The sequence below is a fragment of the Prevotella conceptionensis 9403948 genome, from assembly GCF_000312305.1.
GTDB classification, from domain to species: Bacteria; Bacteroidota; Bacteroidia; order Bacteroidales; family Bacteroidaceae; genus Prevotella; species Prevotella conceptionensis.
On sequence record NZ_HE999444.1, the window covers coordinates 236,659 to 249,721 of the forward strand.

The following is a 13,063-nucleotide window of genomic DNA, read 5'->3' on the forward strand; positions in this document are numbered from 1 at the left end:
TCCTTGCGAACAAGTAGGTTTGGTTATGCTTCAAAGCCATTTATGGCTGTCGATAGCTTTGTGGAGCAAAGGTAAGCATTTCTAAATAATTGTGCAAGCGTAGTTGGCTTATTGGGGTTGATAATCTCGTTTACCTCTACTTAATATCTCCTTAATATCTGTTGATGGCAAATCTTATTGTGTCATTTCGGGTTCACTTGGTTACCCTCTTATGGCCATTTGTCTTGTTGAGCAAAACAAACTTTCCTTGGTTGTTGATGAGATATTTCTGAATTCCTTTGAAAGACGTGTCTATCTCGTCGACATAAAAGTTGATAAGGGTGATGTGATGGCCGTTATTCATATAGAAATAACGTTCGGCAGACTCGTATAATCGGTGCACATTGTAGTAACATACTAGATAATCTACAATGCGTTGTTGGCTATCCATCGTAACAAAAACCAAATAATCTACGGGAGCAAACATCTCATCGCCCATCTTGTCCTTATATTTTGAACCGCTTTTATATATGTTGAGCGTATATTTCTTTGTGGAGAATATGGTCTTGCAGTAATAAGCCGAGTCCACAAGGTAGTCGTCGCCAGTTAAATCCTTCCGTGGCACCAAGGGTAACTTGCGTTGAGGGCTGCTTGCAAGCCGCTCGAAGTATTTGTTGTTGGCTGTGGCCGTGCGTTGATAAACGGCATTATTAGCGGTATTCTTCCACTTTTTGGTGAAGTGATGCCTCGTGAAATCCACCAAACGCACGTAGGTTTTACCCTTTTCTGCTTGTTTGTTGATAGTTTGGCCGCATATGGACAAACTAGGAAAAAGGAAGAGAATGAATAAGATGAAGTATTTCATAGTTTCTTGGTGATTTTATGTTAAAGACGTCTATGTGCAGAATGGCCTAACACCCAACAGTGTTCTTGTTGGCCGTGTTCTTCTTTTGTTGTTAAATCTTCATTTTCAATCTAAACGCCGCCTTATTTTCCATAAGGTCTTTAGAAGGCATTCTGAAAGCAGAGATGCAATAAACCCACTCTTCGTCTTGCCAAGGCCAAAAGTAGGCACCACCGCCCCGTATGGTTTTAGAGCCTTGCACAACAGCGGCATGATGTCCTAAATTAGTGGTGAAATCATTAGAACACCACTCTCCCATAAAGAGTCCGTATAAGTTAAAGCCGTTACAAGCCAGCTTGTTTAATGACGAGAAATCCCAACTGAGCCATTTTCCCAGTTCTATTTCGTTTGGGAGTGTGTTTCCAAAACAGAAAACAGACTGGCTACCGCCCCGACAGAAATATTCCCATTCCTTTTCATGGGGGATTTCTGCGAGCAAATCCTTTGCAATGGCTTGTGCCAATGGATAATCACAGAAAAAGGGAGCGTGTTCTGTTCCTTCCACTTCAATGTCTTTATTAAACAGTTCGTTGTATTTCAGTATATGCTTGTTTAGTATGGGGGTAGCACTGATTAAAAAGGGATTTAGGCTAATCCTTTGTACTGGTTGCATCTCTTCTGGCGTTATGTTGGGGCATTCGGCTAATTTCAGAATATGTGCTCGTTCCTCTTCAGAAAGGCCCATACAATAGTTTCCACTAGGTATATAAACAAATAATATACCCGTATCTCTTTCTTCGAACAGGGGCAAGTTAAACTTCCCCTCGTGGTTGTTGGGCAAGTAGGATAGCCTTGCGCCAAACTTACGTTCAATTTGCTCAACTATTTTTCTGTGGTCTGTTCGCATTGGTTGTTTACTAGATGGTCGGTGTTGTTGCTTATGTTTTTTCCTTCCTTGTTCTTTTTGTTGCTTGTAGAATTAACCAGCACGTGCAAAGTTATTAAATCTTTTTTGTAAAACCCATATTTTGGTGTTTGAAAATGATGATGTTTTGTCTTGTTTTTAGTAGGGTTTTTAACATTATGAGTGCCCTTAAAATCCACCAACCGCTCACCTTGCCGCAAAAAATCGATTCTCGCGAGGGTTTGTATTGATGCAAAAAGGGGGTTGTATGTGAAGGCGGCAAAATGAATTTTTATTTAAAACAACTGCCATTTGCGCCCGTTTAGGATGTGTTTATTGCTGAATTTACTGTAATATGCCGCAAAACGCAGTGCATTTTGGTGCAAAACGCAGTGCGTTTTGATGCTAAATACAGTGCGTTTTGATGCTAAATGCAGTGCATTTTGGTGCTAAATGCAAGGTGAAATGCTGCTAAACGCGAGACGAAAAGCATAAAAATGCACGGAAATGGTATAAATAAAACCCTCTCGATTTGTTGGAAATATGGCTGAAAAGGGCAAAATGATCGTCAAAAAGTGGGGTTTTAGGGGGTAAAAAGTGGGTAATTGGCCTTGAAAAATTACGAGTTGGCGATCAAAATAGAAAGGCAAAATGGTGCAAAATGCAGGTTTTGCTCTTAAAAACAGACAAAACAAACGACGCGGAAGGGTGGAAATAGTGGCAATTTACCTACTTTTTAGCCAATATTCTCGCTAGAACGGAGTAAAAAATTGAGTGGGATTGTAAAATAAAAAATAACATTTTGAGTTTTTGAGTTGATGATTTTTTGAGTTGATGATTTTGTAAGTCGATGAGATCGTCAGTTTTTATTTAGTTCATAAGTTCATGGGGTGGTCTGTTTACAAATTTGAGAGTTCATAGGCATGTGCGTTGTATTCGTACGCGAGTAGGGAAAGATAGCTTTCATGTTGAGGAAAACAAGGAAACTATAGGGGCTTTTGCACCAACTCCCTCATTGCGTTTGGTACGCCATAAGTGGCCAAATGCACTGCTGTAAGTCGCTAGCACTCTTCGTCACCCTCTTCTTCCAGTTCGTTTATGAAGTTCAAAAAACTGCTTGACAGGCGTTTTACGGGACTGTCTGTAAACTCCCCTAAGTCCATCAGCAACAAAACCACTTCGTTTGTCTCCAAGTCTATTGCGAAGTAATTCCCTCCCCAGTCCACGGCGAAGGGCAAGTATCTTTTCGGGATGCCCTTGTCTGTGAGGTTTAAATAGCTGTTGAGCACATCTAAATTGCCCAATTCATCGCTTGGATAGTTTATGGGAATGAAAAAGCTCACTTCTACAAATCCCTCATCTTCTTCTACATAGTAATAGCTCTTGTCTGCAACACCTCCGTTAGCATGCAGGTATAAGTTCGTAAAATCGGCGGGCAAGCGCATGCCTAACGTTTTTTCTAGGGCAGCGATGTCTGCCAATGTAAGTGGTTTTGATGATTTAGTAAACATATATCTCGTCTGTTTAAGTGTGTGCGAAATGGTTCAAGCTTTGGGTCTAGTTCAAGGAAGAGGCTGTTGCTGAATATGGTTTTAAACAACTCTGAGGCTGTTTTTGAAGACTTTCCTTAGCTTTTAGGTTGATGTGGGGTATCATTCGCTTGCCCAATGAAAGGGTAGGGCGTTGTGTTAAGCAGGATAATACCGCGTTTAACTTAAAAGACAAGGAGGGGGATAACTGATAGCGTAGCCGTGTTTAGTGGTCAAATTGCATAGGGACACGCCCTAAAACGTGCGCCTTTTGACTTTGGATGCAAGGCACGGGTCGCCATCCGTTACGGCCGCACTTGCGTATTGGCGTGCGGAACCTCTTCCACATGGTCTGCGTATTGCGCTGCGATTTGGAAAGTGACTGTTTAATGGTTCTCGTGATTTGCCCGTTTGGCGGCTGTTTTGTGACACGCTTTGGTGGCGTTTTGTTTGCTGTTAAGGCCTAATGTGGGGCGTTAAGCGTTTTTGGCGAGGTGATTTTTAAGCACAAAGTCGTGCGTTGCAAAGTACTCGTTGTGGTGAAAAATGCGTTTTAAGGGCATAGCCCTAGTACACTTCCATTCCCCAATGGCGACTTTACAAAACACGCCTTTGTGCGTTATTGTTGTTGCGTTGAGGGCGGGGTGGCTTACATCACGCCCCTTTCGCGCAGTTTCAATTGCCAGTTCCAAGCCGAACGCAAGGTGTCTTCAAGACTGGTCTCGGACTTCCAACCAAGCACGTTGTTGGCTTTGTCGGGGTTGGCCCACACCTTTTCGATGTCGCCTTCGCGACGTGGGGCGTAGCTCCAATTAACCTTTACGCCCGTGGCCTTCTCGAATTTGTCTACCACTTCGTATGTGCTGACACCACGGCCAGTGCCCACGTTGAAGTATTCAATTGGCTCGGTGTCCATGTCTAGTACCCTTTGCATGGCCTTAACGTGAGCCTTAGCAAGGTCTACCACGTAGATGTAGTCGCGTATGCAGGTGCCGTCGGGCGTGTCGTAGTCGTTTCCGAATATCTTCAACTCTTTCCTGATGCCCATCGCTGTTTGCGTAACAAAGGGAATGAGGTTGTTGGGAACGCCGTTGGGAAGTTCGCCGATGAGTGCCGACGGGTGCGCGCCGATGGGGTTGAAGTAGCGAAGGATGACGCTCTTAATGGGTGCGCCGCTGTGGATGTCGTCGCGTATAATCTCTTCGTTAATCTGCTTGGTGTTGCCGTAAGGGCTGCAAGCCTCTTGGATGGGTGCGTCTTCGGTTACGGGCAGATGCGCTTTGGTGGGCTGACCGTACACTGTGCAGCTTGAAGAGAAGATGAAACCCTTTACGCCGTATACAGGCATCAGTTCTAATAGGTTGAGCAACGACACAATGTTGTTGCGGTAATAAAGCAGAGGTTTCTCAACACTCTCGCCCACAGCCTTGGATGCGGCGAAGTGGATGATGCCTTTGATGTCCTTGTACTTGGCAAACACGGCCTCCAAGGCTTGCTTGTCGCAGCAGTCTACGTTCTCGAAGGCTGGCCGGATGCCCGTAATTTGTTCGATGCCGTCTACAACTTCGGCGTTAGAGTTCGACAAGTTGTCTACGATAACCACATCGTAGCCGGCTTGTTGCAACTCCACGGTGGTGTGCGAACCGATAAATCCAGTTCCGCCTGTAACTAATATCTTCTGTTTCATTGTGTTGGTGTTATGCTTGTTGTTTAATGTTTAAGTTGACCAGTTTACGAGTTGACCAGTTTACCAGTTTACGAGTTAACCCGTTCACGGGCTCACTAGTTGGCCGTTTGATAAGTAAATGAATTGGCCAGTTAACCAGCTAATGTGTCGACAAGTGAAGAAGTTGACAAACAGGAGTGCCACGTTTGTCTTAGTATTGCCGTTCGCCAAAGATGTTCGTTCCCACGCGAACCATCGTGCTCCCGCATTGCAGGGCGATGGGGTAGTCGTGGCTCATGCCCCAACTACGTTCTTTAAAGGCATCGTCGTGGGCGAAGTATTGGCTTTTAATTTCGTCGAAAAAGCGCCAGGCGGTGGTCATCTCGGCACGAATTTGCTCTTCGTCGTCAACGTTCGAGGCCATAGTCATCAGTCCGCAGATACGAATGTGGCTTAGTTCGCGCCACTCGCCGCTGGCCAACATCTCGCGACAGGCATCGGGCGTGAAACCATATTTGGTTGCTTCTTGGGCTACATGCAGTTCGAGTAGCACGTCGATAACGCGGCCGCACTTCTCGGCCTGCTTGTTAATCTCTCGTAAAAGCCTAAGGCTGTCCACCGCTTCAATCATGTCGATGAAGGGTGCGATGTACTTAACCTTATTGGTTTGCAGGTGTCCGATGAAGTGCCAGGCAATGTCTTTGGGCAGTTCTGCAGCCTTTCGGCTCAGTTCTTGTTCTTGACTTTCGCCGAAGATGCGCTGGCCTTGCTCGTAGGCGGCCATCAGTTCTTCGTTGGGATGGAACTTACTCACCGCCACGAGCCGCACGTGGGGCGGCAAACTCTGCACCACACGTATTAAGTTTCCTGCCACATCGGTAGCCATTATTCAGTCTCCTTGGTGTTTTGGTTGTCCTCTTCGTATTCGGGTTTGTCGTTGGCGGCGGCATTTTGCGTTATTGCCACATGCTCGTACACGTCCATGATGAGCGTTTCGGTAACGCTGGCAATGTCGTATGTAATCATGGTGTTGCCCATAACGCTGTCTATATGCTTTACTGCGCCTTGCAAACTGGCGGCTTGCACCAGGTAGTTAACGTTCGAACGCTTTTCCTTTTCGGTCTTTTCGTCTAGCGTGATAAATTGCAGTTTGGCCTTATACCATTTGTCGTCGTTGTCGTTTTCGCTGAAAAACACCTCGTGATAAGGGGCGGGTTTGATGCCCGTAATCTTGAAGTCGCCAGCGATAAAGGCCGACATCTCTTCGATGATGGCGTTTTCTGCCTCGGTAAAGCTCAGTGCGTCTACCACGTATTGTTCGGTAATGGGTTTCAACATGCCATCATCCATCGTCTTGTCGTACCTGATTTTGGTTTCAAACCAGTCTGCCGTTCTTTGTCTCATGCTGTTTCTTTTGCTATTGATTTTATTGGCAAAAGTAACAAATTAATCCGTAAGGCACAAAAAAAATGCGCCTAATTCAAATAAACTTACGATGTAAGCATTGCGTTTCGATTAAATTCGATAACTTTGCATGTCACCATAAAACAAAATCATTATGCCTGAAATCTCTGTTCGCGGACTGGAAATGCCAGAGTCGCCCATTAGAAAACTCGCTCCGTTGGCCGTTGCAGCAAAGGCCAGAGGGACAAAAGTTTATCATTTGAACATCGGACAACCCGATTTGCCCACGCCGCAAGTGGGGCTCGACGCCTTGAAGAACATCGATCGCTCGGTACTTGAATACTCTCCCTCGCAAGGCTACCAGTCGTACCGAGAGAAACTCACCACCTATTATAAGAAGTATAACATCGACGTGACGCCCGACGACATCATCGTTACAACGGGCGGTTCGGAGGCCGTGCTCTTTGCTTTCATGTCCTGTCTGAACCCCGGCGATGAAATCATTATACCCGAACCGGCCTACGCCAACTACATGGCCTTTGCCATATCTGTGGGTGCAACCATCCGAACCGTGGCCACATCCATAGAGGATGGCTTTGCGTTGCCCAATGTGGAAAAGTTTGAAGAACTGATAAACGAGCGCACAAAGGGCATCCTTATCTGCAATCCCAACAACCCAACTGGCTATCTTTACACGCGTAGCGAGATGAACCAAATACGCGATTTGGTGAAGAAATACGACCTTTACCTGTTCTCCGACGAGGTATATCGCGAGTATATCTACACAGGTTCGCCCTATATCAGTGCCTGTCATTTGGAAGGGATAGAGAATAATGTGGTGCTTATCGATTCCGTTTCGAAACGTTATTCCGAGTGTGGGGTGCGTGTCGGCGCGCTTATCACGAAGAACGCCGAGGTGCGGGCGACGGTGATGAAGTTCTGTCAAGCCCGACTTTCGCCGCCGTTGCTGGGGCAAATCGTGGCCGAAGCGTCGCTCGATGCGCCCGACGACTATTTCCGCGGCGTGTACGAAGAGTACGTTGAACGTAGGAAGTGCCTTATTGATGGGCTGAATCGCATACCTGGTGTGTTCTCACCCATCCCTATGGGAGCCTTTTACACCGTAGCAAAGTTGCCCGTTGACGATTGTGAGAAGTTCTGTCGCTGGTGTTTAGAAGAGTTTAGCTACGAAGGCGAAACGGTGATGATGGCTCCTGCCGCAGGCTTTTACACCACACCAGGCGCAGGATACAACGAAGTGCGCATTGCCTATGTGCTGAAAAAAGAAGACCTGAAACGTGCGTTGATGATATTGCGCAAGGCTCTTGAAGTGTATCCTGGGCGCGTTGACGATGAACGGAAAGCACTTTAAAGGTGAAAAGGTGAAAGGGTGAAAAGATGAAAAAATGTTTTGCCACGAACTTGTTTGCTCGTTAACTTGTCAACCCGTCAACCCGTCAGCTTGTCGCCCCATCATCTTGTGAACTCGTCGGCTCTCAATTCATCAACTCGTAAACTCGTAAACTTGTCAACTTCTGAGCTTGTCAACTCGTGAGCTTGTCAACTCGTGAACTCGTAAACTTATTAACTTGTGAACTTACCCTTTTTCTTAGCCAAGCGCATTTACGCCAATAACACCGACAAAACGCGGGTAGACCGGCCTGCCATACGCATTGCCATTGCTGGCGTTGCCGTGGGGTTAGCGGTGATGTTGGTATCGGTGAGCGTTGTTTTCGGCTTTAAGCATACCATTCGTAACAAGGTGGTTGGCTTTGGTAGCCATATACAAGTGGCCAACTTCATGACCCTTCAAGCATCCGAACAATACCCCATACAGATGGGCGACTCGATGTTGAAGGTGTTGCGTGCCATCCCTGGCGTGCGCCATGTTCAGCGTTTTGCCATAAAACAAGGCATACTTAAAACCAATAGCGATTTTCTTGGCGTGGCCTTCAAGGGAATAGCGGCCGACTACGATACCACTTTCATTCATCAACACCTCGTTGCGGGTGCCATTCCGCACTTCTCCGATAGTGTGGGGAAACAACAAGTGGTGATTTCGCAGGCCATTGCCGACCAGCTGAACCTTAAACAGGGTGATAAAGTCTTTGCCTACTTCATCGACAACACGGGGGTAAAGGCTAGGCGGTTCAGCGTTGCGGCCATCTACCAAACCAACCTTTCGCAATACGATAAGGTTACGTGTTTCATCGACCTATATACTGCGGTGAAACTAAATGCGTGGGAGACTGACCAAGCTAGCGGAGCCGAACTAACGGTCAACGACTTCGACCGACTTGACGACACGGCTGCACGTGTGGTAAACAAGGTGAACCGCACGATTGACAGATATGGCGAGACTTATTCGTCGCAAACCATTCAAGAGATGAACCCGCAGATATTCTCGTGGCTCGATTTGTTGGATCTTAACGTCTGGATTATTCTCGGACTGATGTTATCCGTTGCAGGTGTCACCATGATTTCGGGTTTGCTCATCATTATTTTAGACCGTACGGCCATGATAGGCATTCTTAAAGCCGTTGGTGCGCGCAATGTAACCATCCGTCGCACCTTTCTTTGGTTTGCAGTGTTTACCATTGGCAAGGGAATGCTTATCGGAAACCTCATCGGCATGGGGCTTATCGCCCTGCAACACTACACGGGGTTGGTGAAGTTAAACCCTGCCACCTACTACGTTAGCACGGTTCCTGTCGAGTTTAACCTGCTTGTATGGCTCTTGCTCAACGTGGCAACGCTGCTCATCAGCGTCTTTGTGCTTATTGCGCCTAGCTATTTGGTGTCGAAGATAAACCCAGCAACGTCGATGAGATACGAATGAGGAAAGGTGAAAAGATAGGAAAGGTGAAAAGTTGAAAGGGTGAAAAGGTGAAAAGGTGAAAAGATGAAAAAATGGGAAAGGTGAAAAGGTGAAAAAAGGCTGCGCCATCTATACATTTGGCTTAACTCCTTTAACTCCTAAAGGTGAAAGGGTGAAAAGGTGAAAAGGTGAAAAGAGTCTGCGCCATCTATACATTTGGCTTAACTCTTTTAACTCCTAAAGGTGAAAGGGTGAAAAGGTGAAAAGGTGAAAAAATGGCTGCGCCATCTATACATTTGGCTTAACTCCTTTAACTCCTAAATAAGAGTGAAAGGTTGAGAGAAATAGAACCAAAGGATTGTAAGACTTGCAGAGTTGCGAGTTTGCAGTCCGAAAAGCTCGTGAGCAAGCATGTGGAAGGGAGGGAAAGATAATGTTTAGGGAGTATTGGATAAGTAAATCACACATACAATAAACTTACGGCTGCGTTTCATTTTTTTGAGGTTGTTCTTTGTTCATTAATCATTTAACATTTTTCGTTTATGTTGTTTCATACTTCTCATACACCGTCTCATACGGAAAGCATGACTAGTGGTGCGCCTTCTCGCGGCATATTGAAGTTTGCCATACCCCTTATCCTGGGCTATATCTTGCAACAAATGTATTTGGTTATCGATGCAGCGATAGTGGGTAGATGGATAGGCGTAGGGGCTTTGGCGGCAGTTGGTGCCTCTAGTAGCATCATGTTTCTTGTGATGGGTTTCTGCAATGGGGCGTGTGCCGGCTTTGCAATCCCCGTGGCACAGGCATTTGGCGCCGGCGATCACCACAAAATGCGGTGCTATGTGAGCAACGCCATGCGCATAGCCGTGATGCTTGCAGTGGTGATAACGCTGCTGTCGTGCTTGCTCTGCGAAAGGATATTGAAACTCGTCAACACGCCAGCCGATGTCTTCCACGATGCTTATGTCTTCCTTTTCTTGCAGTTCTGCACCATCCCATTCACGATGGCCTACAATCTCTATTCAGGACAGATACGTGCGTTGGGCAATTCCAAGCAACCTTTTTACTTCCTCATTGTCTCATCATTGCTTAACATCTTGCTCGACGTGTTGTTTATCCTGCTGTTGGGGCTGGGTGTCGAAGGCGCTGGCATCGCAACCTTCCTTAGTCAGGTTCTCGCATCATGGCTATGTTGGCGGTTTATTAGGCGGCACATGGCTATTCTCGTGCCCAAGGCCGACGAACGGTCGTTCGACAACAAGAAAATCAGTATCTTGTTGAACAATGGCATACCGATGGGCTTGCAATTCTCCATTACCTCTGTCGGAATTATCATGCTGCAAAGTGCCAATAACGCACTAGGGACGATATACGTGGCTTCGTTTACGGCCGCCTTACGCATCAAATACTTGTTCACTTGTGTACTTGAGAACATTGGTGTGGCAATGGCTACTTATTGCGGACAGAACATCGGTGCGGGAAAGCTAGACCGTGTTAAGACTGGCGTACGTGATGCCATGTGGATTATGATGGGGTATTTCGTCTTGACGGTTGCCGTCATCTATCCCTTTGCCGATGAGATGATGATGCTCTTTGTAAGCGGCCACGAGCAGGAAGTGATAGCCAATGCCGCACAACTTATGCGAATAGCCAACTGGTTCTACCCCACTTTGGGCGTATTGGTCATCCTCCGTTATAGTATTCAGGGGCTTGGTTACAGCAACCTGAGTTTGATGAGCGGCGTTATGGAAATGATTGCCCGTTGTGGAGTTAGCCTTTGGTTAGTTCCTGCGCTGGCCTGGTTAGGCGTTTGCTATGGCGACCCCGTAGCTTGGATAATGGCCGACCTGTTCCTTGTGCCTGCTTACCTATGGCTTTTAAGGCGATTGAAAAACAAAGAGAGGGTGAAAAGGTGAAAAGGTGAAAGGATAGGAAGGGTGAAAAGGTGAAAAGATAGGAAGGTGAAAGGGTGAAAAGATAGGAAAGGTGAAAGGGTGAAAAGATATGAAAAGTGAAAGGGTGAAAGGGTGAAAAGATAGGAAGGTGAAAGGGTGAAAAGATGAAAGGGTGAAAAGGTGAGAGGGTGGAAAGGTAGTAAAGATGAAAGGGTGGAAAGGTGAAAGGGTGGAAAGGTGAAAGGGTGAAAAGATAGGAAAGGTGAGAGGGTGAGAAGGTGAAGCTAGCCAATCACAATGTGCGGAGGGCGTCAGCATCTTTTCCCCCTTTCATCTTTAGGAGTTAAAGGAGTTATGGAGTTAAGGAGTTAAGCCAAATGTACAGATGGCGCAACCATTTCTTCATCCTTTCATCTTTAGGAGTTAAAGGAGTTATGGAGTTAAGGATTTAAGCCAAATGTATAGATGGCGCAGTCATTTTTTCACCTTTTCATCTTTAGGAGTTAAAAGAGTTATGGAGTTAAGGAGTTAAGCCTAATGTACAGATGGCGCAGCCATTTCTTCACCTTTTCATCTTTAGGAGTTAAAGGAGTTATGGAGTTAAGGAGTTAAGCCAAATGTATAGATGGCGCAGCCATTTTTTCACCCTTTCATCTTTAGGAGTTAAAGGAGTTATGGAGTTAAGGAGTTAAGCCAAATGTATAGATGGCGCAGTCATTTTTTCACCTTTTCACTTTTTCACCTTTAACGGCGCAGCCATTTTTTCACCTTTTCACTTTTTCACTCTTTCACCTTTAACGGCGCAGCCATTTTTTCACCCTTTCACCCTTTCACTCTTTCACCTTTAACGGCGCAGCCATTTTTTCACCTTTTCACCTTTGTTCATCGTCCATCGCATCCCAAAAGTCTCTATCGAGTTTCATCACTTTGAAAACCCTTTCCTCTTGCAGACCTAGTCCGCATTCGTACATGTATTCTGTGAGTTGCGTACCGTTAATCAAGATGATAGTTGGCGAACCATTAAGGCTTTCAACATAATCTATCGCGCCTTTGGTAAAGTCGGAAGTGGTAATAAACACCCCCTTTTTAGATGGCGTTCCAGCAACTGCGCCCACGAAAGCCTGCACATCATTGCGCCCAACATGGTTGTTTGCGGCATATCGTTTGGCTTGAATGGAAATATGATTAAAGCCAAGCACGTCTTCTTTAATGATGCCGTCGATACCTCCGTCGTTAGAAAGTTTGGTTATGACGCCTGCATTTTTAATCTCCCCGCCATAGCCCATAGCCTGCAACAGTTCAACAACCAACCTTTCAAAGGCTTGTGGCTTTTTGTTTAATATCGTCGCTAGAATGTCTGATTGTATCGACTTCTTGATGTTTTCGTACGATTCGTACAGCCCCTCTTGTGGTGTAAGTTCGTTATTGGATGCCATGATGGTGGCATCTATCACTTTATCCGTTTCCCCAGAGGTCTTCCTAGGTTTGCTCACGGTGTCGTCTATATACTTGTTAATCTCTTCGTCGGTGCACGAAACAACTAGTTCTTTTCCCTTTTGGCTGATGGTGTAGTCGCCCCGTCTTGGCTTTTCTGCCAATTTTGCCATAAAAAGATAAGACAAGGCCCAAGAAATACGGTCTAGAAATATTTCTCCATTACCCGAATCGTATTTTGTATTAAGCTCTTCATCGGTAAGGTTAAAGTGTTTTGCCAATGGTGTTCGAAGGTCTTTCGCCCGCATAACGCCACCTGCATTTAGTGTTCTCAGCACTTGTGTGCGAATTTGCTGAAACGTTGGTATCATATAAACAGATTGTTAGTAAATAATTATGGATGCAAAAATAAGAAAAATAATGTGATTATGCAATTTAAAGTGGACTAATCTGCATTTGGTAAGCGACAAGTTGTAAGTTGAACATGGTAAGCGTTTACTTGTAACCCCTAAACTTGTCGGCCCGTCAACTTGCCAATTTAAAGTTTAAAATTTATGATTTATTTTACAAAACACGTCCTAGTTTCT

Annotated in this window: 10 protein-coding genes; 3 read left to right on the forward strand and 7 right to left on the reverse strand. The window is 45.7% G+C overall.

Going from position 1 to position 13,063, the window contains the following annotated elements; translation table 11 throughout:
• Window positions 1-193: 193 nt before the first annotated feature.
• The 6 genes from BN93_RS03120 to BN93_RS03150 form a co-directional block, all read right to left on the reverse strand.
• On the reverse strand, window positions 194-844 hold the full coding sequence (locus tag BN93_RS03120; protein ID WP_019186905.1) for a hypothetical protein: 651 nt from the start codon (window positions 842-844) through the stop codon (window positions 194-196).
• A gap of 91 nt (window positions 845-935) precedes the next feature.
• Window positions 936-1,730, reverse strand: a complete 795-nt coding sequence (locus BN93_RS03125; RefSeq protein WP_019186906.1) for a formylglycine-generating enzyme family protein — start codon at window positions 1,728-1,730, stop codon at window positions 936-938.
• A 1,058-nt stretch (window positions 1,731-2,788) separates the two neighbouring features.
• Window positions 2,789-3,238, reverse strand: coding sequence for an SMI1/KNR4 family protein (locus BN93_RS03135; RefSeq protein WP_044259664.1), 450 nt, complete (start codon window positions 3,236-3,238; stop codon window positions 2,789-2,791).
• Between the two features lie 667 nt (window positions 3,239-3,905).
• Window positions 3,906-4,943 (reverse strand): UDP-glucose 4-epimerase GalE, encoded by a 1,038-nt coding sequence (gene galE, locus BN93_RS03140; protein ID WP_019186909.1) that lies wholly within the window; start codon window positions 4,941-4,943, stop codon window positions 3,906-3,908.
• Window positions 4,944-5,133: 190 nt separating this feature from the next.
• On the reverse strand, window positions 5,134-5,808 hold the full coding sequence (locus BN93_RS03145) for a YggS family pyridoxal phosphate-dependent enzyme (protein ID WP_019186910.1): 675 nt from the start codon (window positions 5,806-5,808) through the stop codon (window positions 5,134-5,136).
• Window positions 5,808-6,326, reverse strand: a complete 519-nt coding sequence (locus BN93_RS03150) for a DUF4494 domain-containing protein (protein ID WP_019186911.1) — start codon at window positions 6,324-6,326, stop codon at window positions 5,808-5,810. The genes BN93_RS03145 and BN93_RS03150 overlap by 1 nt, the downstream gene beginning before the upstream one ends.
• A gap of 154 nt (window positions 6,327-6,480) precedes the next feature.
• On the opposite strand from BN93_RS03150, the gene BN93_RS03155 reads away from it, so the two are divergent.
• The 3 genes from BN93_RS03155 (at window position 6,481) to BN93_RS03165 (ending at window position 11,063) form a co-directional block, all read left to right on the forward strand.
• Entirely contained in the window at window positions 6,481-7,698 is a 1,218-nt protein-coding gene (locus BN93_RS03155; RefSeq protein ID WP_019186912.1) for a pyridoxal phosphate-dependent aminotransferase, read from the forward strand.
• A gap of 219 nt (window positions 7,699-7,917) precedes the next feature.
• The gene (locus BN93_RS03160) at window positions 7,918-9,165 is read left to right on the forward strand and encodes an ABC transporter permease (protein ID WP_019186913.1); all 1,248 of its coding nucleotides are present in this window, start codon (window positions 7,918-7,920) and stop codon (window positions 9,163-9,165) included.
• A gap of 521 nt (window positions 9,166-9,686) precedes the next feature.
• Window positions 9,687-11,063: an MATE family efflux transporter gene (locus tag BN93_RS03165; protein WP_044259667.1), complete on the forward strand. Its 1,377-nt coding sequence runs from the start codon at window positions 9,687-9,689 to the stop codon at window positions 11,061-11,063.
• Between the two features lie 851 nt (window positions 11,064-11,914).
• Here BN93_RS03165 and BN93_RS03170 read toward each other — a convergent pair.
• Complete coding sequence (locus BN93_RS03170) at window positions 11,915-12,847, reverse strand: restriction endonuclease (RefSeq protein ID WP_019186915.1); 933 nt, start codon at window positions 12,845-12,847, stop codon at window positions 11,915-11,917.
• Window positions 12,848-13,063 lie beyond the last annotated feature (216 nt).

What these genes read in the sequence shown, in the direction of transcription:
- BN93_RS03120 (WP_019186905.1), bottom strand. Translation starts at nt 844, where the DNA reads ATGAAATACTTCATCTTATTCATTCTCTTCCTTTTTCCTAGTTTGTCC.
- BN93_RS03165 (WP_044259667.1), top strand. Translation starts at nt 9,687, where the DNA reads ATGTTGTTTCATACTTCTCATACACCGTCTCATACGGAAAGCATGACT.
- BN93_RS03150 (WP_019186911.1), bottom strand. Translation starts at nt 6,326, where the DNA reads ATGAGACAAAGAACGGCAGACTGGTTTGAAACCAAAATCAGGTACGAC.
- BN93_RS03170 (WP_019186915.1), bottom strand. Translation starts at nt 12,847, where the DNA reads ATGATACCAACGTTTCAGCAAATTCGCACACAAGTGCTGAGAACACTA.
- BN93_RS03145 (WP_019186910.1), bottom strand. Translation starts at nt 5,808, where the DNA reads ATGGCTACCGATGTGGCAGGAAACTTAATACGTGTGGTGCAGAGTTTG.
- galE (WP_019186909.1), bottom strand. Translation starts at nt 4,943, where the DNA reads ATGAAACAGAAGATATTAGTTACAGGCGGAACTGGATTTATCGGTTCG.
- BN93_RS03155 (WP_019186912.1), top strand. Translation starts at nt 6,481, where the DNA reads ATGCCTGAAATCTCTGTTCGCGGACTGGAAATGCCAGAGTCGCCCATT.
- BN93_RS03125 (WP_019186906.1), bottom strand. Translation starts at nt 1,730, where the DNA reads ATGCGAACAGACCACAGAAAAATAGTTGAGCAAATTGAACGTAAGTTT.
- BN93_RS03135 (WP_044259664.1), bottom strand. Translation starts at nt 3,238, where the DNA reads ATGTTTACTAAATCATCAAAACCACTTACATTGGCAGACATCGCTGCC.